Source organism: Deinococcus murrayi DSM 11303, from assembly GCF_000482805.1.
Classification (GTDB): domain Bacteria; phylum Deinococcota; class Deinococci; order Deinococcales; family Deinococcaceae; genus Deinococcus; species Deinococcus murrayi.
Map to the genome: position 1 here is coordinate 49,936 of NZ_KI519504.1, position 23,658 is coordinate 73,593.

General features: G+C 70.0%; 19 protein-coding genes. 9 read left to right on the forward strand and 10 right to left on the reverse strand.

The genetic code is table 11. The features are described 5' to 3' along the window. Window positions 1-24: 24 nt before the first annotated feature. Window positions 25-1,200, forward strand: coding sequence for a trans-sulfuration enzyme family protein (locus H565_RS0112480; RefSeq protein ID WP_027461326.1), 1,176 nt, complete (start codon window positions 25-27; stop codon window positions 1,198-1,200). A gap of 40 nt (window positions 1,201-1,240) precedes the next feature. Here the strand turns inward: H565_RS0112480 and H565_RS0112485 are convergent, their stop codons facing one another. Continuing rightward, window positions 1,241-2,077: a PIG-L deacetylase family protein gene (locus tag H565_RS0112485; RefSeq protein ID WP_027461327.1), complete on the reverse strand. Its 837-nt coding sequence runs from the start codon at window positions 2,075-2,077 to the stop codon at window positions 1,241-1,243. 80 nt (window positions 2,078-2,157) lie between these two features. Continuing rightward, window positions 2,158-2,403: a hypothetical protein gene (locus tag H565_RS0112490; RefSeq protein WP_027461328.1), complete on the reverse strand. Its 246-nt coding sequence runs from the start codon at window positions 2,401-2,403 to the stop codon at window positions 2,158-2,160. A gap of 62 nt (window positions 2,404-2,465) precedes the next feature. On the opposite strand from H565_RS0112490, the gene recQ reads away from it, so the two are divergent. Further along, window positions 2,466-4,694 (forward strand): DNA helicase RecQ, encoded by a 2,229-nt coding sequence (recQ, locus tag H565_RS0112495; protein WP_027461329.1) that lies wholly within the window; start codon window positions 2,466-2,468, stop codon window positions 4,692-4,694. 10 nt (window positions 4,695-4,704) lie between these two features. Here the strand turns inward: recQ and H565_RS0112500 are convergent, their stop codons facing one another. From H565_RS0112500 to H565_RS0112510, 3 genes are all read right to left on the reverse strand, one after another. Next, window positions 4,705-6,084, reverse strand: a complete 1,380-nt coding sequence (locus H565_RS0112500) for an MFS transporter (protein WP_034409540.1) — start codon at window positions 6,082-6,084, stop codon at window positions 4,705-4,707. Between the two features lie 97 nt (window positions 6,085-6,181). Beyond that, window positions 6,182-7,120, reverse strand: coding sequence for a hypothetical protein (locus tag H565_RS0112505; RefSeq protein WP_027461331.1), 939 nt, complete (start codon window positions 7,118-7,120; stop codon window positions 6,182-6,184). Between the two features lie 154 nt (window positions 7,121-7,274). After that, a complete protein-coding gene (locus H565_RS0112510; RefSeq protein WP_027461332.1) occupies window positions 7,275-8,627 on the reverse strand; it encodes an acyl-CoA dehydrogenase family protein in 1,353 nt (450 codons plus the stop codon). Window positions 8,628-8,742: 115 nt separating this feature from the next. Here H565_RS0112510 and H565_RS0112515 point away from each other — a divergent pair, with 115 nt between their 5' ends. After that, window positions 8,743-9,255, forward strand: coding sequence for a hypothetical protein (locus tag H565_RS0112515; RefSeq protein ID WP_027461333.1), 513 nt, complete (start codon window positions 8,743-8,745; stop codon window positions 9,253-9,255). A gap of 105 nt (window positions 9,256-9,360) precedes the next feature. Here H565_RS0112515 and H565_RS0112520 read toward each other — a convergent pair whose 3' ends face one another. After that, entirely contained in the window at window positions 9,361-10,842 is a 1,482-nt protein-coding gene (locus H565_RS0112520) for an aspartate aminotransferase family protein (protein WP_027461334.1), read from the reverse strand. Between the two features lie 71 nt (window positions 10,843-10,913). Here H565_RS0112520 and H565_RS15400 point away from each other — a divergent pair, with 71 nt between their 5' ends. The 6 genes from H565_RS15400 to H565_RS15405 all read left to right on the forward strand — a co-directional run bounded on the left by H565_RS15400 (window position 10,914) and on the right by H565_RS15405 (window position 17,456). After that, window positions 10,914-11,705 carry a fumarylacetoacetate hydrolase family protein gene (locus tag H565_RS15400; RefSeq protein ID WP_051363607.1) on the forward strand — a complete coding sequence of 264 codons (792 nt, stop codon included), beginning with the start codon at window positions 10,914-10,916 and terminating at the stop codon, window positions 11,703-11,705. Window positions 11,706-11,708: 3 nt separating this feature from the next. Next, window positions 11,709-12,986, forward strand: coding sequence for a S41 family peptidase (locus tag H565_RS0112530; protein ID WP_245576226.1), 1,278 nt, complete (start codon window positions 11,709-11,711; stop codon window positions 12,984-12,986). Between the two features lie 155 nt (window positions 12,987-13,141). After that, entirely contained in the window at window positions 13,142-15,382 is a 2,241-nt protein-coding gene (locus tag H565_RS0112535) for an ATP-dependent Clp protease ATP-binding subunit (RefSeq protein WP_027461336.1), read from the forward strand. Between the two features lie 126 nt (window positions 15,383-15,508). Then, the gene (locus H565_RS0112540) at window positions 15,509-15,784 is read left to right on the forward strand and encodes a DUF2087 domain-containing protein (RefSeq protein WP_027461337.1); all 276 of its coding nucleotides are present in this window, start codon (window positions 15,509-15,511) and stop codon (window positions 15,782-15,784) included. A gap of 6 nt (window positions 15,785-15,790) precedes the next feature. Further along, complete coding sequence (radA, locus tag H565_RS0112545) at window positions 15,791-17,146, forward strand: DNA repair protein RadA (protein ID WP_027461338.1); 1,356 nt, start codon at window positions 15,791-15,793, stop codon at window positions 17,144-17,146. Between the two features lie 73 nt (window positions 17,147-17,219). Then, window positions 17,220-17,456, forward strand: a complete 237-nt coding sequence (locus H565_RS15405) for a WGxxGxxG family protein (protein WP_245576227.1) — start codon at window positions 17,220-17,222, stop codon at window positions 17,454-17,456. A 122-nt stretch (window positions 17,457-17,578) separates the two neighbouring features. Here the strand turns inward: H565_RS15405 and H565_RS0112555 are convergent, their stop codons facing one another. From H565_RS0112555 to H565_RS0112570, 4 genes are all read right to left on the reverse strand, one after another. Further along, on the reverse strand, window positions 17,579-19,291 hold the full coding sequence (locus H565_RS0112555) for a bifunctional metallophosphatase/5'-nucleotidase (RefSeq protein WP_027461339.1): 1,713 nt from the start codon (window positions 19,289-19,291) through the stop codon (window positions 17,579-17,581). 7 nt (window positions 19,292-19,298) lie between these two features. Continuing rightward, window positions 19,299-20,543, reverse strand: a complete 1,245-nt coding sequence (locus H565_RS0112560; protein WP_027461340.1) for an alanyl-tRNA editing protein — start codon at window positions 20,541-20,543, stop codon at window positions 19,299-19,301. After that, a complete protein-coding gene (locus H565_RS0112565; protein WP_027461341.1) occupies window positions 20,540-21,340 on the reverse strand; it encodes an AAC(3) family N-acetyltransferase in 801 nt (266 codons plus the stop codon). Before H565_RS0112565 ends, H565_RS0112560 begins: the two co-directional genes overlap by 4 nt. A 137-nt stretch (window positions 21,341-21,477) precedes the next feature. Continuing rightward, a complete protein-coding gene (locus H565_RS0112570) occupies window positions 21,478-23,631 on the reverse strand; it encodes a glutamine synthetase III family protein (RefSeq protein ID WP_027461342.1) in 2,154 nt (717 codons plus the stop codon). Window positions 23,632-23,658 lie beyond the last annotated feature (27 nt).

Genomic DNA, 23,658 nt, shown 5'->3' on the forward strand with positions numbered 1-23,658 from the left:
TCCCCCCCGGACTATCCTCCTCCCATGCCCCGCCCCCCCTATGACCTGACCACCCTTGCCGCCCGCGCCGGGGAAGGGGCCTGGCCCCCCGGCTCTGTGCCGCTCGCTGAGCCGATTTATCAGTCGACGGTCTACGCTTTTCCCGACCTGGATGCCCTAGAGCGGGCCATGAGCGGCGAGGAAAGCGCCCCCTTCTACTACCGCAACGGCACCCCCAACGCGGCCACCCTAGAGCGGGCGCTGGCCGCGCTGGAGGGGACCGAAGCCGCCCTCGTCGCCGCGAGCGGCATGGCGGCCATCAGTGCGGCGCTGCTGAGCGTGCTGGCGGCGGGCGACCACGTCGTCGCGGACGCCCGCGTGTACGGGGTGACCTATGCCCTCCTCGCCGAGGAGCTGCCCCGGCTGGGCATTCGCACCACCTTCGTGGACGCCTGCGACCTGGAGGCGGTAGAGGCCGCCCTGCGCCCAGAAACGCGGCTCCTGCATGTCGAGAGCCTCACCAATCCGCTCCTGACTGTGCCCGACCTGCCCCGGCTGGCCGAGCGGGTGCGCGGGCGGGGGGTGCTGCTCAGTGTGGATAACACCTTTGCCAGCCCCGCCGTCTTTCGGCCCGCCGAGCACGGGGCCGACCTGGTGACCCACTCGGTCAGCAAGTACCTCAGCGGGCATTCCAACGCCTTTGGGGGGGTGGTGTGTGGGCGGGCGGACCTCGTGGCAGCGGCGCGGACGCGGCTCACCCGGCTAGGGGGCACCATGAGCACCTTTGACGCCTGGATGACCCTTCAGGGCCTCAAGACCCTGGGATTGCGGATGCGGGCGCACTCCGGCAACGCCCAGGCGGTGGCCGACGTGCTCGCCAATCATCCGCGGGTGCGGGCTGTGTACCATCCTGGCCTCTCCGGGCATCCCCAGTTCGAGCGGGCCGCTGAACTCTTTCCCCACGGGTTTGGCGGCATGCTCGCGGCGGATATTGCGGACGCCCCCGCCTTTGTGCGGGCGCTCGCGGGCCGCATTCCTCTTGCCCCTAGCCTCGCGGACGTGGTGACCACCCTGTCGTGGCCCTGGGGCACCTCGCACCGCGCCCTGCCCGAAGCCGAGCGCCGTCGCCTGGGCATCACGCCGGGGCTGCTGCGCTTCTCGGTCGGCATCGAGGACATCGGCGACCTGCTCGGCGAGCTAGAGGAGGCCTTGGCGGGCTGAGAGGGGGCCGCCCTTCCAGGTCCCCAGCGCGGCTCCGAATCTAGGGCGTGTCCACCCCCTCGCCCCCCGGTACCCCGTCGAAGAGGCCACGCAGCGGGTAGCAGGGGATGGGCGTGCGGGTGCCGCCGATGCTGAAGCCCTCGGTGCCCAGCAACCGGGCTTCCATCGCCTCCCGTTCCTGGGGGGTCATGCGGCCCAGCAGGCTCTCGGCCCCGGTCTGGGTGCCGTGGGCGGCGAGGGCGGCTTTCTTGTTCTCGGCGTAGGCGCTGACGTTCATCCGCACCGCGACCGTACCCTCCGAAACCCCATAAACCAGCGGGTCAAGGTTCTGCCCCATGCGGGCGATTCCGGCGGCGGCCTCGTGGGTCATGGCGGTGTAATACAGCCGCTGCGGGCCGCCCTCCGGCAGGTGCCCGGTGCTGAAAAAGGCAGCGGTCGTCGCCCGGTGAATCTGGAGGTGGTCGATGTGGCCGTAAGCCCCGTGCGGGTCAAAGGTGACCACGACCTGCGGGCGCACTTCCTCCATCAGCGCCCGCACCTTGCCCTCGATGTCGAGCGGGTTCACGTTCATCAGCGCTAGGGGGTCGTCAAAGCGGGTGCGTTCGTAGCGTCCAGAGTCGTGGTAGTCGAGAAAGACAGGTTCCCCGATTTCCAGCGCTCGGCACGCCGCCCGCAACTCCGCCTCGCGCTGCTGGCCGAGGTCGTCCACCGTCATCCCCGGCACTGTGATTTTGCCCGCCTCGCCCCGCGTGGCGCAGGCGAGGACCACGCGCACCCCCCGGCGGGCGTAGTGGGTCAGCGTGCCGCCGACGCTGAAGGCTTCGTCGTCGGGGTGGGCGAACACGGCAAGGAGGGTGGGCTGGGGATGAGCAGTCATGCGCGGCAGTGTACGGCGGGGCGGGGGGGAGGAGGAGGGCACCTGAAAGCCGCCCGCCGGGACCCTTGCAGGGGGGTCGGTCAGCTCCTCCCTTCCCCTTCCTCGCCCGCTTCGTCGCGCAGGCGCAGGCCCCGCTCGTAGAAGCCCCAGCACTCGTCCGGCCACGCCGCGTACAGGCGGCGGCGGTTGCTCAGGTCGGCGGCCTCCAGTGCCAGCCCCAGCGCCCGGTAAAAGCGGCTGCCTTGTTCCTGCATGGCCCGCGCCGTCCAGTACACCTCGGCGCTGAGGAGGGCGGCGAGGCGGTCCTCGTTGGGGGGGTGGGGCATGGGGCCAGTCTAGGGTCAGGTCGGCATTCTGTCCCCGGCGTACTTCGGTATCATCGGCCCCGATGACGGCAGCCCCCACCACGACCGACCCGCAGGCGCTGGACATTCTCAAGCGCGTCTGGGGCTACGACGCCTTCCGGGGCGTGCAGGCCGACATTGTGCGGACGGTGGCGGCGGGCGGCCACGCGCTCGTCTTGATGCCGACGGGCGGCGGCAAAAGCCTGTGCTACCAGGTGCCCTCGCTGCTGCGGCCCGGCGTGGGCATCGTCGTCTCGCCGCTCATCGCGCTGATGAAAGACCAGGTGGACACCCTGCGGCAGCTCGGCGTGCGGGCGGCCTTCCTGAACTCGACCCTGAGCCTCGACGGGGTGCGCGAGGTCGAAGCGGCGCTGCTCGCGGGCGAGCTGGACCTGCTGTATGTCGCGCCCGAACGCCTCCTGCTGCCGCGCACGCTGGACCTCCTCGAACGCGCCCCGGTCGCCCTCTTTGCGGTCGACGAGGCTCACTGCGTCTCTCAGTGGGGGCACGATTTCCGGCCCGAATACGGGCAACTGGGCGTGCTGCCGGAGCGTTTTCCCCACATTCCCCGCCTCGCCCTGACCGCCACCGCCGACGACCGCACGCGGGCGGACATCGTGCGGGTGCTGGGGCTGGCGGGAGCGCCGCAGTTCATCTCGTCCTTTGACCGCCCCAACATCCAGTACCGGGTGGCGGCGAAGGAGGGACCGAAGTCGCAACTTCTCGACTTCATCCGGCGCGAGCATCCGGGGGATGCGGGCATCGTCTACTGCCTCTCGCGCAAGTCGGTGGAGGAGACGGCAAAGTGGCTCCTCGCGCAGGGGGTCGATGCGGTGGCCTACCACGCGGGCCTCTCGCCGCGCGAGCGCAATGCGGCGCAGGAACGCTTCCTGAACGAGGAGGGCCTGGTCGTCGTGGCAACCGTCGCCTTCGGGATGGGCATCGACAAGCCCAACGTACGCTTTGTCGCCCACCTCGACCTTCCCAAGAGCCTGGAGGGCTACTACCAGGAGACGGGCCGCGCTGGGCGCGACGGGCTGCCGAGTACCGCCTGGATGGTCTACGGGCTGGCCGACGTGGTCAACGTGCGGCGGATGCTCGCGCAGAGTGCGGCCCCCGAAGACGTGCGCCGGGTGGAGGCTGCCAAGCTTGACGCCCTGCTGACCTATTGCGAGGCCGCGACTTGCCGCCGGGGGGTGCTGCTCTCGTACTTCGGGGAGACGCTGCCCCACCCCTGCGGCAACTGCGACGTGTGCCTCGCCCCGCCCCGCGTGCGCGACGCCACGCGCGAGGCGCAGATGGCCCTTTCGGCGGCGATTCGCACCGGGAACCGCTTCGGGGCCGCGCACCTCACCGACGTGCTGCTGGGCCGCGACACCGAAAAGGTGCGGGCGATGGGGCACCATACGCTGCCCACCTTCGGCGTTGGCAAGGCGCACGACGAGAAGATGTGGCGCGGGCTACTGCGCCAGCTTGTCAGCCTGGGCTACCTCGCGGCGGGCGAGCACCACGGCCTGAGCGCGACCGCCAAAGCCCGCCCGCTTCTGCGCGGCGAGGAGACCCTGCACCTGCGGGAAGATACCCTGGCCCCCCGTCCCCCCCGCGACCGCGCGGCCCGGCCTGGCCGCGCCCCGGTGGACGCGGGGGACCGCCCCCTTTTCGAGGCGCTGCGGGCCTGGCGGCTCTCCAGGGCACGTGAGCAGGGCGTGCCCCCCTACGTCATCTTCACGGACGCCACCCTGAAGACCATCGCCGAGCTGCGCCCTGGCAGCCTGCACACCCTGGGCACGGTGAGCGGCGTGGGCCAGCGCAAGCTCGCGGAGTACGGGGAGGAGGTGCTGGGGGTGGTGCGGGGGCAGTCGGGCGGCGGGCGACCAGCTTCCAGCCGTCAGCCGGGTGAAGCCGAGCGGGGCGCGGCGGGCAATGCGGCGGTGTTGGGCGTGCTGCGCGGAAGCTCTCAGCCCTCCGCTCCCAGCGCCCCATCCTCCGCCCGCCCTGCCGCGCTCTTTCCACAGCCCCCGGACGACACGCCCCCAAGCTCTCCCCCCCATCCCGCAGTGGCCGAGGCCCTGCGCGAGCTGCGCCGCGAACTCGCCCGCGAGACGGGGCACAGCGCCTTCGTGGTCTTCCCGAATGCCACCCTGGACGCCCTCGCCGTTCGGCAGCCGCGCACCGTGGCCGAGCTGGCAGGGGTGCCGGGGCTGGGGCCAAAGCGCATCGAGGCCTACGGAGAGCGGATTGTGGACGCGGTGCTGACAGCCCTGGACGGGTGACCCGCCCCCCTCAATCTGCCGCCCCCGCCCTCACGGGCCGCACCACCCGCAGCCGCAGGCTCAGCCCCAGCCCCCCCGCCACGAGGACGAGCGCCAGCACATAGGCCCGTTGCAACCCCTCCGCCAGCGCCGGGCCACCTGCCAGGATCGCGGCGGGGCCAATCAGGAGGGCCATCAGCGCCACCCCCAGCGCCCCGCCCATCTGCCGGGCGAACAGCACGCCGCTCGTGACGGCACCGAGGTCCTCGCGCTCCGCCCGCTCCTGCGCTGAGAGCAGCAGGCTGAGCATCGCAAAGCCCATTCCCATCCCCACCACAAAGCCCAGCCCTGACGTGACCCACAGCGGCGCATGCACGGCAAAAGTCAGCGCCGTGAAGGTTCCAGTGAGGACCAGAAAGCCGAGCTGCGAGAGCCGGGCGAGGGGCACCCGCGTCAGCAGCCGCGCCGCGAGGATGCTCGTCAGCGTCCAGCCCACCAGCATGGGCGTGAGGATGGCCCCCGCGCCCGTCGCGCTGCCGCCCCCCACCCCCTGCGCGTAGAGGGGCAGGTAGGCAATCACCCCGAAATAGGCCGCCCCACCCAGCAGATTCCCCGCAAAGGCGACGGCGGTCGTGCGCTCCCGCAGCGCCCCCATCGGCAAGAGGGGCTGGGGATGCTGCCGCTCCACCATCATGGCGGCGAGCAGAATCAGCAGCCCCGCCCCCACCAGCGCCCACGCCCGCGACTCCAGCCCCCACACCGTCAGGCCGCTGCCCAGGGTGAAGAGGGCCGCCCCCGCCCAGTCCAGCCGCGCCGGGTGCGGGGTGCCCGTCTCGCGCAGGTGCTTCCACGCGATGAGGAACGCCGCTACCCCAAAGGGCAGCGACGCGTAAAAGGTCCAGCGCCACGAGAGCGTGTCGGTCAGCCAGCCCCCCAACAGCGGCCCCAATAGCCCCGACAGGCCCCACACCCCGCTGATAAAGGCCTGCACCCGCCCCCGCTCGGCCAGCGCATACGTCTCTCCGATGATGGTCAGGGTCAGCGGGAGCACGGCCCCCGCCCCCAGCCCCTGGAGGGCACGCGCTCCCACCAACCAGCTCATGCTCTGCGCGAGGCCGCACAGGGCGCTGCCCGCGAGGAACAGGACCACGCCCGCGAGGTACAGCCGCCGCCGCCCCACCACGTCCGACGCCCGGCCCCACAGCGGGCTGGAAACGGTACTTGTGAGCAAATAGACCGCAAAGGGCAGCGCGTAGAGCCGCTGGCCCCCCAGGTCCGCAATCACGCTGGGCATGGCGGTCGCGACCACGCTGGATTCCAGCGCCGCCAGAAAAACGCCCAGAATCAGGCCCGTGGTCGCCAGTTGCCGCGCCCGCCGGGCCTGGGGGGAGAGGGGAGCCGAGCCAGTCATGGGGAGCAGGCTACTCCCCGCCGCCGCCCCCAAAAGGCGGGCCAGCACCCCATGACAAACCGCCCCCCGACGAGGAGGGCGGCGCAGGAGGAGAGACTCAGCGGCGGTCGACGGGCAGCGTGCTGATTGCGGGGTGGGTCGCGGCGCCGCGAGCACCCATCCACGCCAGCAGCAGGGTCAGTCCGGCAGCCAGCAGCCAGCCCAGACCCGTGTTGCGGGCGGTGATGCGGGCGTTCGCTTCGGCGGTTTGCGCGAGCTGCTGGGCCTGCTGCTCCAGGCGGTTGACCTCGTTGTTGATGACCGTGCGAACTTCTTCAGCCTGGGCGGTGCTCAGCCCCTGACGCTCCAGCCGGGTCACGAACTGCTCGCCGCTCAGGGCGTTGCGAATTGCGTTCACGCGGGCGGGCACAAAGTCCGTGATGGTGCTGAGGTCCTGCTGGCCCAGGTCATAGGCCGAGCGGCGGAAGATGTTCGTCACCACGTTCGCGGCGGCGTTGGTCTGCGCCTCATTCAGGCTGGGGCTTTGGGCGGCAATGAGGTCCGCGATGTCCTGCTGATTGACCCCAGCGATGAAGTTTTGCAGGGCGTTTTGTACCCCGCCATCCTGGGCCGCCGCCCCGGCAGCATTGGCCGCCGTGCTTGCCACCGTACTGACAGCGTTCGTCGCCAGCCCCAACAGGCTGCGAGCTGCCCCAAAGAGGGTGGAAGTCAGCAGCAGCACGAGCACGCCGCCCGTCACCAGCCCGGTGAGGGACGCGTCTTCCGGGGTCATCGCGGCGATGCCGTCATCGTTGCGGGTCGCGGGAGCGCTGGCCCGCACCGCCGTGCGCCCGGCGGCCCAAGCCCCCACGAGCGCAGCGATGGCCGTCCAGATGGCAGCCTGAATGCCCGTTCCGGTCAGGGTGATGCCCGTCAGCGCGGTGATGACCAGGCCCAGGGCGAGCACGGTCAGGGTGCTCACCAGGCCCAGCACGACGCCCGCCAGGACGCCGCGCCAGCTCAGACGGCGGGAGAGTCGATCAGTGTTTAGGGTCATACAACCTCCTGGTGGAAAACCGGGGAGGGGAAGTGTCCTCAAGGAGGGGACGCCCCAGTTCACCTTCGCCTCTACCCTAAGCGGCCCCTCCTCTTCATATGACTATTGTCGACTTAACGTCGCTTTCACACGCCTGCGTGTTGAAGGGGTGGCTTCAAACAAAGGCGCTCAGCCCGGTGATGGCCCGGCCCACCACCAGGGTGTTGATTTCGTTCGTGCCCTCGTAGGAGTAGATGGCTTCTGTGTCCGCAAAGTGCTTGGCGACCCCGTTTTGCAGCAGGATGCCGTTGCCGCCGAAGGTTTCGCGGGCCAGCGCCACCGTCTCGCGGCAGCGGGCCGCCGTGACCACCTTGGCGAGCGAGGCGTGCTCATCTCTCATCTCGCCCGCGTCGGCCATGTCCGAAAGCCGCAGCACGAGGGCTAGCATGCTCGTCACGTTGCCCAGCATGTGCACGAGGTGGTTTTGGATGAGCTGGAACTCCCCGATGCGCTTGCCGAACTGCTCGCGGGTTTGGGCGTACCCCAGCGCCAGCTCGTAGGCCCCCAGCGCACACCCCACCCCCTGCCAGGCCACCCCCGCCCGCGTGAGCCGCAGCACTTCGGCGGTCGTGCGCCAGCCGCGCACCGCTTGCAGGCGGTCGGATTCGCGCACCCGGCAGTTTTCCAGGAAAACATGCCCGTTTTCCACGATGCGCAGGGCCGTCTTGCCCTCAATCTTCTGAACCCGGTAGCCCTCCGTGCCCGCCCGCACGATGAAGCCGCGCACCTCATTGGTCTCCTCGTCCCGCGCCCAGACGACCGTAAAGTCGCTGAAGGGCGCGTTGCCAATCCAGTACTTCTCGCCGTTCAGGACCCAGCTGTCCCCGTCGCGGCGGCAGGTCGTCCGCATGCCCTGGCTGACCTGCGAGCCGCCCTCCGGCTCGGTGAGGCCAAAGGCCCCGATGACCTCCAGGTCAAGCATCTTGGGCAGCCACTCGGCCTTCTGTTCTTCGCTGCCGCCCAGCGCGATGGACGCAAAGGCCAGCCCCGCGTGCACCCCGAAAAAGACGGCGGTGGAGACGTCCACCCGGCAGGCCTCTAGGGTGATGAGGCCCTCCATCAGCGTGGCGTCGGGCTTGCGGGTGCCGTCCTCATTCCAGACCCGGCGCAGCAGGTCGAGCTTGCGCAGCTCCGGGAGAAGAGAGCGGGGAAACTCGTCGCGGTTCCAGTACACGTTCATGATGGGGCGCACCCGCTCGGTCATGAGGGTGCGCACCAGCCGCCTGACCTCCTGCTGCTCTGGGGTCAGGCGATTCAGTTGGCCGTAGAAGTCGCCGTCGGGCGCGGGCAGGGTGCCCGTGCGGCCCCCGCCCCCGCTCAGGGTGCGGGCGAGCTGCTTGAGCTGGCCGTCATTGAGCTGCGAGACGCTGGAGAGCAGGCCCGGCAGGTCGACCTTTTGTCCCAGTCGTGCCAGGGCGTCGAGGTCGAGTTGTGCGAGCATCGCCTGGAGGGTGGCTGGATTGGTCATGCCTCCCCTTGTACCGGGTGCAAGTTGTCCAGACTGGGGCCTTCCACCCTAGGCCCCATTTACCCGGTCTTGAGATTCGGCCCCGCGGCGGTGCCGGGCGCGACAGCATGCGGACGTGACCCCCCCCCTGAGGCCCACCCGCCCCCTCCCCATCCGGCCTGCCGGGTACGTGGAACTGGCCCGCTACAGCAGCCTGGGCCGCTTTTGGACGTATCTGGCGAGTGCCGTGCGGGTGGGCCGCGAGGTGACGGGCGTGCGCGGCGACCTGCCGGAGACCTGCCGCCGCCGCATCAGCGGGTATGCCCTGCCGGGGGCCGCGCTCCTCCTCGACGTGCCCCGCGTGACCGAAGCACTCGACGAGGGCTTCGTCGCCCATCCCGCCCTGATTGCCCTCCTCGCCGGGGACCCGGACCCCCTGCGGGCCGAGCTGAACGCGCACTACGAGCTGCGGCTCGACGCGGTGCTCGCCTTTACCGCCGCCCGCGACCTGGTCGCCCGCCCAGAGTTCCGCTTCGTGCCCCTGGTCCCCGGCCTCTCCGAGCTGCCCGCCGACCTGCCCCTCCGCGCCCGCCGGATGGGCCGCGATGAGGTGCATGTGCTGGTGCAGCGGGCGTGCGGCCTGGCGTAGGAGGCATGTGGCTCGTGGCGCGTGGTTTGTGGAGGCTCAAGCGGTCTGCCGAGGCTTTGCGCTTGTCTTCGAGCCACTGGCCACACGCCACACGCCATAAGCCCCCTACCCGTCGCTCTCCGTCCGCTTCTTCGGCTTGCTCGCCGCGAACCGCGCCAGCCGCGCCGTGACGCCGGGGGGCGTATTGGTCAGCAGGTGCCGGGCGGTGGGGTTGCGGCCCGCAAAGACGCCCACTCGGCGCAGCAGGGTGAGGAAGAGGTCTTCGGGGATGTCGAGGGCCGGGGTCAGCCTTACCGTGCGCTTGGAGCTGAGGCTGAGGTTGGCCATCACGCCCGCCGCGTGCAGCTCGCGCAGGGCGAGGATGGCGGTCGCCTCAAACGCGACCTCCCGGAGCATCCCCGGCAGCGGCACGCCGAGCACCGGGCGAAACTGCATCGCCAGCAGGAGGCCCTGTCCGCGCACGCTCTCGAAGAGGCGGGGGTACTCCTCCTGCAAGGCCCGTAGCCGCGCCAGCCCCAGCTCGCCGAGGCGGGCGCTGCGGGCGGGCAGGTCCTGCTCGACGAGGTATTCCAGCGACTTCAGGCCCACCGCCATCGCCAGCGCGTTGCCGCCAAAGGTGTTCGAGTGCCGCTTGCTGCTCAGGCCCCCCAGCATCCTCTTGTAGAGGGGCTGGCGCACGATGGTCGCGCCCACCGCGGTCAGGCCGCCGCCCAGCGGCTTGGCAAGGGTCACGATGTCGGGGTCGAGGCCCTGCGCCGCCGACTCGAACCAGTGCCCAGTGCGGCCCAGTCCGGTTTGAATCTCGTCCGCGATGCAGACGATGCCGTACCGCTGACACAGCTCGCCCACCCCGCGCAGGAAGCCCGGCGGGGGGATATTCACGCCGCCTTCCCCCTGAATCGGCTCGACGACGACCGCGACCACCCTATCCGGCCCCAACTGCGTCACGAGCCGCCGCAGGGCGTCCAGGTCACCGTAAGGACTCGTGACCGCCCCCGGCACCAGCGGGCGGAAGATGTCCTGATACTCCGGGTTGGGCGTCAGGCTGAGGCTCCCCAGCGTCTTGCCGTGGTAGCCGCTGGAAAAGGAGATGTAGTACTTCGCACGGGGCCGCCACGCCTTGGCGAACTTTAGCGCCCCCTCGATGGCCTCGGTGCCGCTGGAGCAGAAAAAGACCTGCGAGTCGGCGTGCGAGGGCAGCTCGCGCGAGAGCAGCCGCACGAGGTTGGTCTGGAGCGCGGCCCGCCACGGCGAACTCGCCTGTTGGGGGAGGGTCTGTGCCCGGTTCCGGTCCAGAAACTCATGCAGAAACTGGGTGATGACGGGCGGCATCTCCCCGAACGGCACCGCCGCGTACCCGGACGCGTTGATGCGCCGCACGCCCCGCTCGTCTTCTAGCTCCCAGGGCGAGACCCGGTAAAAGGGTCCAGCGAGGTCGAGCAGGCCCAGGCCGTAGAGGAGTTCCTCGTTGCCGTACCGCTGGTCCAGCGTCCGCACCTGCGCGGCGCTCAGGCGCTCATCAAGCACGTCCCCGGCGCGGATAAAGCCCGCTGGGAGGGGGGCGGGAGAGGGGAGAGAGGAGGTCACGCGGGGCAGTCTAGCGCCGCTGCCCCCTGCGCTGGGCCGGGGCGAGGGGGCCGAGCGTCTATCCTGGCCCCATGCGTTTGGTCCGAATCATGCGTGGCGACGCCCCCTCCTGGGGCGAACTCGAAGGGGACACCGTGCACCTCACGCGCGGCCTGGCGGGGGCGCGGACGGGGGAGACCGCGCCGCTTTCCGGGGCGGCCCTGCTCGCCCCCGCCGAGCCGAGCAAAATCGTCTGCGTGGGCCGCAACTACGTTAACCACATCAAGGAACTCGGCAATGATAAGGGCGACCTCCCGAAGGAACCCGGCCTCTTCCTCAAGGGGCCAAACGCGCTGGCCGCCCCCGGCGAGACGGTCGAGTATCCCCAGTGGACCGAGAACTTCCACTTTGAGGGTGAACTCGCGCTGGTGGTCGGGCGGCGAGCGCGGGACCTCACTCCGGAGCGGGCGCTGGAGTATGTGGCGGGCTACACCTGCGGCCTCGACCTCACCGCCCGCGACCTTCAGCAGACCGACCTCCAATGGTTCCGCGCCAAGGCCGCTGACCGCTTCTGCCCGCTGGGGCCGTGGCTGGAAACGGACCTCGACCCCACCGACGTGCGCGTCGTCACCCGCGTGAACGGCGAGACGCGGCAAGACGGGCGCACCGCGCAGATGATTTTTGACGTGCCCACCATCCTGAGCTACGTCACCCGTTACGTGACCCTGGAACCCGGCGACGTGGTCCTCACCGGCACGCCGGAGGGGGTCGGCCCCCTCTCGCCGGGGGATACGGTGGAGGTCGAGGTGGAGGGAGTCGGGGTGCTCACCACCTCCATCGGAGAACGCGGCACGGTTGCCCCGCCCGCCCCCGCGTTAGCGTAACCCGTGGCCTGCAACCTGCCTCCCACCCGCGTGCTGACGCTGACGCTCGCCATCACCCTGGGGCTGGCGGGCGCGAGTCCGGCAACCGACCTGTACGACTCCGCAGCCCAGGCGCTGGAGACGCGCTACTTCGGTTGGGCGACTGCCGACCGCGCCGCCCTCGCCCGGCGGTACGCGGACGTGCTTGCTGAGCGCTGCGCCCCCCAGGGCGAGAGCTGCGACTACGCCACCGCCCGTGCCGTGCTGGGGGACCTTCTGACCGAACTCGGTGACCCCCACACCAACCTCCGCGACCCGGAGGGGGCCGAGCGGCTGCGCGAGGTCAGCGAAAACCGCGCCGTGCCCCGCACCGGGCTGCGGACCGTGCGGGTGGTGGGCGGCCTGCTCGTCGTCTCGGTCATGCCCGGCAGCCCCGCCGACCTCGCGGGCGTGCGCCGCTTCGACTTGCTGACCCGCGTGAACGGCGAGGTGCCCGGCAAGGACCCGGACGGCAAGAACCTTCCCCTTGGCCCGAACGAGTTCGTCAGCCTGGAGCGCCGCGCCGCCCCCCTCTCCGTCACCCTGCGCCGCGCCGGGGTGCCCGACCGTGACCTCCTCCTGGAGACGGCCCTCCTGCAAGCCCGCGACGAGCCGACCCTGAGCTGGGTGGAGGCCGCGGGCACGGGCCGGGTCGCCATCATCGACATCCCCAGCTTTCTCCCACAGGACACTTCCGAGCTGTTTTTGAAACGGCTGACCGAAGCGCAGCTCGGCGGGGCTGCGGCCCTCGTCGTCGACCTGCGCTACAACGGCGGCGGTTCGCTGACCGAATGCGTGGCTGCCGCGAGCGTCTTTGCGCCCGTGGTCTACGAGTCGCGTTGGGCGGGGGGCACCTCCAGTTACGGCGGCGTGCAGGGGCGGGAGGTCCGGGCGGCGGCGGCCCGCGCCGCGCCCCCCACCCTCAACGTCTGGCGCGGCCCGGCGGCGGTGCTCGTGGGGCCGGGCACCGCGTCTTGCGCCGAGGTCTTTTCCCACTTTGCGCGGGGGGCAGGGGCGCTCCTCGTGGGCGAACGCACCCGCGGGGTGGGCAACAGCGGGGTGCAGTTCTTGCCGCTGCCCGGCGGGCACCTGCTCTCACTGACGGTGCTGCGGGCCTTTGACGCGGCGGGGCAGCCCCTCCCGGCGGCCCTCACGCCCGACGTGCTCGCCCCCACCGACCTCGTGGCCCTCACGGCGCGGGGCGAGGACACCACCCTGTCGGCGGCGTTGCGGCGGCTCTCGGCGGTGGGCGGCGGGCCTTGAGCAAGCTGTCCGGGCCACTGAGATGGTGAGCCTTCGCCGCGTTCCCCGCCCCAAGCGGCCCATACACTAAACTTCAGGCGGGTCACCCGCCTCCCGAACCTCACCCGACCCCGCCCCATCCCATTTCCCGGACACCGACACAGGGGGGAGCCTCCATGAACCGATACGACGACCGCGCCCGCCTCGTGTTTCACTATGCCCGCGAGGAAGGCAACCGCCTCGGCCACGCGATGGTGGGCCCCGAACACCTGCTGCTCGGCCTGATGCGCGAAGGCGGCACCGCCGCGACCATCCTGACCGAGTTCGGCGCGTCCCTCGACGGCCTGCGCCGCCGAGTTGAGGAAATCATCGGTCGGGGCGAGGGCAATCGCCTCAATGACGCCCCCTCCATCACCCCCCGCGCCCGCCGGGTGATGGAACTCGCTTCGTCTGAAGCCCGCAACCTCGGCGCTCAGGTGACCTCCACCGAACACATCCTCCTGGGCATCATCCGCGAGGGGGATGGGGTGGCCTTTCGCATCCTGCAAGAACTCACCAAGGACGTGGACACCATCCGCTGGCGGGTGCTCGCGCAGGGCGAAGGTGGCCCCTCCGGCAAAGCGGCCAAGCCCGTCGCGACCCCCTTCCTCGACGAGTATGGCCGCGACCTCACCCAGCAGGCCCGCGAGGGCAAGCTTGACCCAGTGATTGGCCGCTCGGAGGAAATCCGCCGGGTCACCCAGATTCTGACCCGCCGCACCAAGAACAACCCCGTCCTTATCGGCGACCCCGGCGTCGGCAAGACCGCCATCGTGGAGGGCCTCGCGCTCGCCATCCATGAGAAACGCACGCCGCCCAACCTGCATGGGGTGCGGCTGGTCAGCCTCGACCTTTCCGGCGTGGTCGCCGGGACCAAGTACCGGGGCGAGTTCGAAGAACGGCTGCGCCAGATTATCGAGGAGCTGCGCAACGCCAAGGTGATGGCCTTTATCGACGAGCTGCATACCCTCGTCGGGGCGGGTGGCGCGGAAGGCACCCTGGACGCCGCGAACATCCTCAAGCCCGCCCTCTCGCGGGGCGAGATTCAGGTCATCGGCGCGACGACGACCGGCGAGTACCACCGCTACATCGAAAAGGACGCGGCACTCGAACGCCGCTTCCAACCCGTCATCGTGCTGGAACCCAGCCCCGCCGAGACGCTCCAGATTCTGCGCGGCCTGCGACCCCGTTACGAGGAGCACCACGGGGTGCAGATTCCCGAACAGGCGCTGGAACTCGCCGTTCGCATCGGCGAACGCTCGCTGCCGGGGCGCAACTTCCCCGACAAAGCGATCGACCTGATCGACGAGGCGGCCAGCCGCGTTCGGCTGAACATGAGCGTGGGCCTCCCGGTCGCGGAAACCGAGGACGGCGAACCCTACGTCACCCGCGAGGACATCGAGAGCGTCATCAACTCGATGGGCGGCGTGTACTCCGAAGAATCGGCGGCACAACTCGCCGACCTCGAAGCCCAGCTCACCGAGCAGGTCTACGGCCAGCCCGACGCGATTAAGGCGCTCTCCAGTGCGCTGCGCCGCGCCCGCGTGGGCCTGGGCGGACGCACCCGCGTGGCCGCGAGCTTCCTCTTTGTCGGTCCCAGCGGCGTGGGCAAGACCCACCTCGCCAAGGCGCTCGCGCGGACACTCTTCGGCTCCGAGCGCAGCCTCATCCGGGTGGACATGAGCGAGTTCCAGGAGTCGCACTCCATCTCCAAGCTCATCGGCTCGCCTCCCGGCTACGTGGGCTTCGAGCAGGGGGGCCGCCTGACCGAAGCCGTGCGCCGCCAGCCCTTCTCGGTCATCCTCCTCGACGAGATCGAAAAAGCGCACCCCGACGTCTACAACACCTTCCTCCAGGTGCTCGACGATGGCCGCCTCACCGACGGTCTGGGCCGCACGGTGGATTTCCGCCGCACCATCATCATCATGACCAGCAACACGGGCTTCAACGTCAACCCGACGGTGGGCTTTAGCCCGGTCACGCCGGATTCCAACGCCCCGCTGCGCCACATCTTTACCCCAGAGTTCCTTGACCGCCTCGACGACGTGATTCGCTTCAAGCCTCTGGGTGAAGAAGAACTCGTGCGGGTGGCTCAGCAGCTCCTCGGCGAGATGCGCGAGGAACTCGCCAGCCGCGAGCTGAATGTCACCTTTGACCCCGCCATCGCCGCCTGGCTGGTGAGCAAGCTCAAGGCCCGCAGCCCCAAGCACGCGGTCGGCAGCAGCCGCCAACTCCGCACCCTGGTCCGCGAGGAACTCGAAGACCCGCTGGCGCTGGAGCTGCTCGGCCACGCGGGCGAGGAGCTGCGCGTGGTGCTGGGCGAAAACGGGTTGCAGTTCGAGCGCGGCATGGCAGCCCCGCCGCAGATTCTGGCGTAAGGAACCCCTCCCCCCTCGCGTTCGCGAGGCCCTCTCCCCAGAGGAGAGGGTTTCTTCTTTTCCCCTCTCCCAGGGGGTGACCCCCCACCACGGTCTTTTTTCCCCTCACCCGCTAGCATGCCCTCCATGACCAAGAGCATCGCCGCCTTTCAGGACGAACATGGCCGCATCACGGGCTGGCCTTCGGACCGCCGCCGGGCGCATCAGCTCGCCATCCTCGACCACCTCACGGGCCTCTTCGAGCCGGGCCGCCGCTACTGCGCCGAGGAAGTCTCGGCGTTGCTGCGCGACCACAGCACCCTCGACGACCCCTCGGTGCTGCTGACCGAACTCGTGGAGGGGGACTATCTCGCCGCCGGGGATGGAGGCTACTGGCGGGCGGACGCCCGGCCAGGCAGGTAGGGCGGCGTGGCGAGAGTCACGACCCGGTACGTCTGCACGTCCTGCGGGTACCAGTCGGCCAAACCGCTGGGCCGCTGCCCGAACTGCCAGGCTTGGAACTCCTTCGAGGAGGAACTGCCTGCCCCCCTCCCCGGCAAGGCCCGCACGGGCGGGGGAGGCGGGTACGGCGGCGTCGTGGGCGGCAGGCTGACCCCGCTCTCTACCGTAGGGCGGCGCGAGGAACCCCGTCTGCCCAGCGGCATCCCCGAACTTGACCGGGTGCTGGGGGGCGGCCTCGTCGCGGGGGGCGTCACCCTCATCGGCGGCGAACCCGGCATCGGCAAGAGCACCCTGCTGCTCCAGGTGGCCGACCGCCTCGCGCAGAGTGGGCAGACCGTCCTGTATGTCGCGGGCGAGGAGTCCTTGGAGCAGATTCGCCTGCGGGCCGACCGCCTCGGCGTGACCGCCGAAGTCCAGCTCACCCGCGACACCCGTGCCGAGCACATCGCCGCGCTGATGGCCGAGCACAAGCCCGCCCTGTGCATCGTGGATTCCATCCAGACCGTCACCGTGGAGGGCGACGGCACCCCCGGCGGCGTGGCGCAGGTGCGCGAGGGAACCGCCCTGCTCACCCGCGCCGCCAAGGAGACGGGCACCGCGACCGTCCTCGTCGGCCACGTCACCAAGGAGGGCACCGTCGCCGGGCCAAAGGTGATGGAGCACATCGTGGACACGACCGTGTTTCTGGAGACGGTGGGGGCTTTCCGCCTCCTGCGGTCGGTGAAAAACCGCTTTGGGCAGGCCGGCGAACTCGGCGTCTTCGAGATGCGGGGCGAGGGGTTGGTCGCGGTTGAGAATCCCTCGGCGGCCTTTCTCGCCGAGCGGCCCGTCGGCGTGCCGGGCAGCGTCGTCGCGGCCACCATCGACGGGCAGCGGCCCATGCTGCTGGAGGTGCAGGCCCTCGCCAGCAAGACGCCCTATCCCAACGCCCGCCGGGTCGTGGTGGGCCTCGATCCCCGCCGGGTCGACGTGGTGCTCGCGGTGCTAGAGCGGCGCTTGGAGCTGACCCTGGGGGGGCTGGACGTGTACGTGAACCTCGCGGGCGGCCTCAAAGTCCCCGACCCCGGCCTCGACCTCGCGGTTGCGCTCGCCGTGTACTCGGCGGTCGTGGGCCGGGCGCTGCCGGGCGACGTGGCGGTCTTCGGTGAGGTCGGGCTGGCGGGCGAGGTGAGAAGCACCCAGGGTGCCCTGCGCCGCGCCGAGGAAGCCGCCCGTGCCGGGTACCGCCACCTGGTCGTCCCCCCCGGCCTGGACGGGCGCGAGGGGGTCCGCAGCGTGGAGGAAGCGGTGGGGCTGGTCTGGCGCTCCGGCGCGGGGGCGTGATGCCCGCGCACCTACAGATTTGCTCAAGGCCGCGTCATGTCATTCCTCTGGGGGATGCGTCACACTGCCTCTCATGAAGATGAATGTCCTCAAAGCGCTGACCCTGGCCGCCGTGCTGGCCCTTCCTGTAACCGCTTCTGCCCAGACCGACGGCTCCGAGGGCACGACGGCTGGGACGAATGCACCCCCCGAAGCGACCGACTCCGCGACCGACTGGGGCTGGCTGGGCCTCGCTGGAATCCTGGGCCTCGCTGGGCTGGGGGGCCGCCGCTACACGGTGACCACCACGAACACCACCACCCGCCGCTAACCCCAAAGGGTCAAGCCGCCGCTTCCTTTGGGGCGGCGGCTTTTCTAGATGCATCAGGGACGGTGCGGGGAGGGGAAGGGGGAGCGGGTTGTCAGCCCTGCTCCCCCAGCCTAGCCCCCGCCTCAGTTCAGGCGGGTGATGCGGTTGAGCGGTCCCGGCGTGACGGTGCTCGCCTTGAGGTAGTTCTGGAAGGCGTCGAGGTCGAGGTCGCCGCCCGTGCGGTTCGTCCCCTGCGCGAAGACGGTGAAGTTATCGCCGCCGTCCGCGAGGAAGCTGTTCACCGTGACGCGGTAGTTTGCGGCGGGGTCGATGGGCTGCCCATTGAGGGTCATGCTCACGACCTTGCTGCCCTTGGGCTTGCTGTTGTCCCAGGTGTAGGCAAAGCCCTGGCTGACCTGGAGAATGCGGTTCCGACCGGGGCTGGGGTTGTCAAACTGCTGCTCCAGCACCGCTTTGATTTGCGCGCCCGTCAGCGTAATGACCGTGAGGGTGTTGCCAAAGGGCTGCACGGCAAAGATGTCGCCGTAGCTCACCGTGCGCGAGGGGTTGGGGGTGGCCGGGAGGTCAGCGCGGATGCCGCCAGGGTTCATAAAGGCAATCACGGCCCCGCCCTTTTCGGGAGCGCGGGTGGCGGCGAGCTGGGCGTCGGCAATCACGTCGCCGAGGGCGCTCTCGCCCGCCGCGTTCTGGGCGAGGGTAATCTGCTCGGTGCCCAGGGTGGCGACGGTCTGTTTGGCGATGGGGTCGGTGATGTCCTTCGCCTTTTGCACGAGGGCGGTCATCGCTGGGTCTTTCGGGGCGGTCGCGGCGTTGACGAGGACGTTTTGGCCGCTGACCTCCAGCACCCGGTTGTTCACCGTGTCAATCTTGAGGTCGAGGCGCTGGAGAAGGTGCCCCAGGGCGTCCCCCTGAATGACGATGCGCTCCCGACCGTCGGGGCCGGGCACCCGGCAGTTGTAGCCGCGGTGGGTGTGGCCCGTCATGACCGCGCTGACGGCGGGGTCGAGCGCCTTGGCGATATCCACGATGGGGCCGCTGAGGGTCTTGCAGTCGGCCACGTCAAAGGTCTCGCTGGAATCGGAGACCTGCCCGCCCTGGTGCACGAGGGCAACGATGGCGTCCGCCCCGGCGAACTTGAGGGCCGGGATAACCCGGTTGATGGCCGCCGCCTCGTCCTCGAAGCGCAGGCCCGCCACGCCGGAGGGGGTCACGACCGAGGGCGTATCCTTCAGGACCGCCCCCACAAAGGCCACGTTCGCCCCGCCGACCTTCACCAGCTTGTAAGCCGGGAACACGCGGGCACCCGTCTTCTCGTCGACCACGTTGGCGGCGATATAGGTAAAGCCCGCCCCCGCAAAGGCGTTCTCGAACTTGCAAGCGCGGGAGGGGTCGTTGCTCGCGCAGCCGCCCTTCTGGAAGCGCTGCAACTCGGCCAGGCCATAATCAAACTCGTGGTTGCCCAGCACGTTGACCTTCATGCCCAGCTCGGTGAGGGCCTTGATGGTCGGTTCGTCGCGCAGCAGGCCGCTGATGAGGGGGCTGGCCCCGGTCATATCGCCCACGCCCACGAAGACGGTGTTGGGGTTGGTTTTGCGAATCTCGCCCAGAATCCCACCGATGGCTTCGATGCCGCCCGCCTGGATGCGCTGCGTCTTGGTGCGGTCGTTGGGGTCAGGGATGGTAAAGGAGGTCGGCAACAGGTTGCCGTGAAAGTCGTTCACGCCGACAACCGTCACATTCACCGGGTCCGCGCTGACCGGCTGAGAGGGCTGGGGGGCCGTGGTGCAGGCACTCAGGGTAAGAGCGGCACCGACGAGGATAAGGTTGCGTTTCATGCGTCCCTCAGAATACGCGATGGTTGTCAGCGGGTGATGAAGAGATGAGGGCGGAAGCTTCTCCGGTGCGGCCCGCCACCTGCTCGCGCACGGCGCGCAGGAACCCGGCGGGGTCCGGCGTCTGCCCCTGGGCGAGGTCGGGTCGGCCCCCGCCCCGGCCCCCGGCGCGTTGTAAGGCCTGGGCCAGCACTTCCCCGGCGGGCCACTCTGCCCGGCCACTGCCCACCCCGCAGCGCCCGCTGGGGGTGACGGCGGCGCACACTTCGCCGGGCGGCACGGCGGCAAGCACGCCGGGCAGGAGGGCAGGGTCGTCCAAGGTCAGCAGCCGCAGGGGCACCCCTGGTCCTTCCTCCCGCGGGGCAGCGGCCAGCAGCGCGGCGGCGAGCCGGGAGCGCAGCGCCGCCGCCTCCGAGCGCAGCGCGTCCCGTTCCTCGCGCAGGGCCGCCACCCGTGCGGCCAGGTCGGGCACGCCCGCGCTCAGGGCCTGGGCGAGCGAGCGGGCGTCCCGGTAGGTCGCGCTCAGGAACTCGCTTGCCTCTGCCCCCGCCCGGAAGGTGACCCGCGTCAGGCCAGCGCGGATGCGCTCGGTTCGCAGCACGACGACGGGCGCGGCCAGCCCCGCCTGCGGGACATGCACTCCGCCGCAGGCGCTGATGTCGAAGGGCGTGCCCGCCAAGTCCCGGAAGAGCACCAACCGCACCTGTCCGCGCACCTGCGGGGGGCGGCGCAGGGGGTAAGCCCCCAGCTCGGCTTCGGGCACGGTGCGTGTCTCCAGGAGGAGGTCGCCCTGGGCCAGGGTCTCCCGCAGCAGGGCCTCTGCCGCTGCAGCGTCGGCCTCGGTCGGAAAGCCTTCCAGGTCGAGGGTGCAGTCGGGGCCGCGCATTCCCACCGCCGCGACCCGGAAGGCGGGATTTACCCGAAAAAAGGCTTGCGCGAGGAGGTGCTCTGCGCTGTGGCGGGCCATCTGTCGCCAGCGGCGGAGAGCGTCCACCTCGCCCGTGACGGAGGTGCCCACGGGGGGCAGGTCGCCCTCCAGCGCGTGCCAGATGCGTCCGCTCCCCTTGTCTTTCTGCGTGTCGGTGACGCGGGCCTCACCCCCCTCCCAGCGCAAGACCCCGGTGTCGGCATTCTGGCCACCGCCTTCGGGGTAAAAGGCCGTCGCGTCCAGGGCGACCCGCCCCTCCTGCGCCGCCGTCACCGTGGCCGCAAAGGTCAGGCGGGTCGGGTCTTCGAAATACAGCGGGCGGGTCATGCGGCCCCGTGCGGGCGGGGAGTCAGGCCCCGCTCGCGGACGAGCCGCCGCACCTCCTGGCAGCGGCACGACGCGTAGTCGCACAGCAGCGCTTCGGGATTGGCCGTCAGCAGCTGCACGGTCGCCTCCACGAGGTCGCGCACCCGGTACAGCTCCAGGGTGGCTCCCCCCACGGTTACGCTGCGGCCCGTCACGTGGGGTTTGAGCCGCCCAAAGGCCGCCGAGCAATTGGGAAAGGCGGTGGGCCGCACCTCGCTGCCCAGGGGCACGTAGCGGGTGAGCAGCGGCATCCCGGCCACGTGCTCGCCGTAGTGAATGCTGGTGTTGCTGCCGAAATCCACGCCCATCATCAGTGCGAAGCCGCCGAGGTCGTACAGCGCCCCGACCGGCTGGTAGGGACTCTCCAGCGTCTGCACGGCGGTCACCCGCTCGGCTTCCTGGCCCAGGGCAATAAAGGAGAGGGTGGGGTGAAAGGAGCGGACGGCTTCTGCCCGTTCGACGAGTTCTTGCGGGACCCGCCCGATATCACGGCTGACCCGCAGGTCACGGTGAAAGCGCCCGTGCACGGGCGAGGAAGCGTGCCGCAGCAGGGTGCCGTAGGTAAAGGCCGGAGCCACCACCGTCGCCGCCCGCGCCGCGAGCACGTCCACGGCGGCCCGCGCCCCGCCCTCCAGTTGTCCGAACGAGCGCAGGCTGGCGTGCACCATCACATGCTCGCTGCCGGAAAGGCCGAGGGCCGCCAGCCCCCCGTCAAGGTCGGCGGGGGTCACGACGGGCTTGCGGCGCAGGTTCAGCACGGGGGAAGTGTAGAGCTTTCAGCGCTTAGGCGTCAGCTTTTGGTGGGGGAGTGGGCAGTCGTCAGTGGGAAGTGGGGAGGGTGGTCAAAAGCCCCAGCCGAAGCTGGGGCCTGGTGACAAGAGCTGACCGCTGACGGCTACTTCACAAAAAGCATCTGGCGGTAGCTCGGCAGGGGCCAGTGGGCGTCGGCGACGAGCTTCTCCAAGCGGTCGGCGGCTTGGCGGACTCCGGCCATCGCGGGCAAGACGGCGTCGCGCATGTGATGGGCCTTTTCGTGCACGGTGTCGCCGCCCAGCGCCCGGTTTTGCTCGCGCAGGGTCTGGAGGGCGTCGTACAGCTCGTCGGTGGCGGCTTCCACCTCGGCGGCGGTGGCGCGGACGGCGCGGCTGCCCCCCGCCCGTGCGAGGTCGCCGAGGTACGACACGGCGGCGGGCAGAATCATCGTCTGGGCGACGGATTCGGTCGTCTCGCCCTCGATGTTGACGGTCTTGAAGTAGATGTCAAAGAGGATTTCCTGCCGGGCAGCGAGTTCGCGTTCCGAGAGCACGCCGAAGCGCTCAAAGAGGCGCACGTTTTTCTCGTCGCACAGCCGCTCGATGGCGTCCACGCTGGTGCGCAGGTTGAGCAGTCCCCGCGCCTGCGCCTCGCGCTGCCACTCCTCGGAGTAGCCGTCCCCGTTGAAGACAATGCGCTTGTGGGCGGCGTAGGTCTCGCGCACCAGTTCGCCAACTGCCGCGTCGAGGCCCAGCCCACGGGCGAGGCGGGCTTCGAGGTCCGCCGTCAGGATCTGCACGGCGTCCGCGACGATGGTGTTCAGGACTGTCACCGGAAAGGAGATGCTCTGCGAGGACCCCACCGCCCGGAACTCGAACTTGTTGCCCGTAAAGGCAAAGGGGCTGGTGCGGTTGCGGTCCCCAGCGTGGCGGGGAATAGGGGGCAGCACGCTGGAGCCGAGGCCCAGCAGTCCGGCTTCCGGCCCGCGCCCGCCCTCGCCCGACTCGATGCGGTCGAGGATGTCCGTCAGCTCGCTGCCCAGGAAGATGGAGAGGATGGCGGGCGGGGCCTCGTTCGCGCCGAGGCGGTGGTCATTGCTCGCGCCCGCGACCGAAACCCGCAGCAGGTCCTGATGCTCGTCGACGGCCTTGAGGACCGCCGCGCAGAAGAACAGGAACTGAAGGTTTTCGTGCGGGGTGTCGCCCGGCTCCAGCAGGTTCTCGCCTGCATCGGTGCTCATGCTCCAGTTGCAGTGTTTGCCCGAACCGTTGACCCCCGCAAAGGGCTTCTCGTGCATCAGGGCCACCAAGCCATACTTGCGGGCGGTGTTGCTCAGAACCTGCATCAAAAGCTGCTGGTGGTCGGCGGCCACGTTGCTGGGTTCGAAGATAGGGGCAATCTCAAACTGGCCCGGTGCCACCTCGTTGTGGCGGGTCTTGACCGGAATCCCCAGGGCATAGAGCTGCAACTCGGCGTCGGTCATAAAGCTCAGGACCCGGTCCGGAATCGCGCCGAAGTAATGGTCTTCGAGTTCCTGCCCGCGGGGGGGCCGCGCCCCAAAGAGGGTCCGCCCGGTCATCACCAGGTCGGGGCGGCGAAAGTAGTACTCCTCGGCCACCAGGAAGTATTCCTGCTCGGCCCCCACCGTGCTCACCACCCGTGTGCCCACCGACGCCCCAAACAGGTGCAGGGCGGGCGCGACGGCCTTGTTCAGCGCCTCGCCCGACCGCAAAAGCGGCGTCTTGAGGTCGAGCGCTTCCCCGGTCCAGGAGGCAAAGGCGGTCGGGATGCACAGGGTCGCGCCGTTGCTGTGGCGCATGATGAAAGCCGGGCTGGAGGGGTCCCAAGCGGTGTAGCCCCGCGCCTCGAAGGTGGCCCGCAAGCCGCCCGACGGGAAGGAAGAAGCGTCCGGTTCGGCCTGAATGAGTTCTTTGCCGCTAAAGGCCGCAATCGCCAGGCCGTCGCCGTTGGGCGAGACGAAAGCGTCGTGCTTCTCGGCGGTCGAGCCGGTCAGCGGCTGAAACCAGTGGGTGTAGTGGGTCGCGCCCCGCTCCATCGCCCAGGTCTTCATGGCGAGCGCCACTTCATCGGCGATGGCGGGATTGAGCGGCTCGCCCTGCTCGACGGTGGCCCGCAGGCTGCGGTAGGCGGGCTTGGAGAGCCGGGCTTTGAGCTGCTCCAGCGTGAGCACGTCGCGGGCAAAAACCTCGCTCACCACCTCGGCAGGGGTGGGCACCTCAGCCCGTTCGACCCGCCAACTGCGGGCGGCGGTGAGCACGTCAAAGTCGTGGTTCATGGAGTCCTCCTGGGGTTAGGTGGCCCA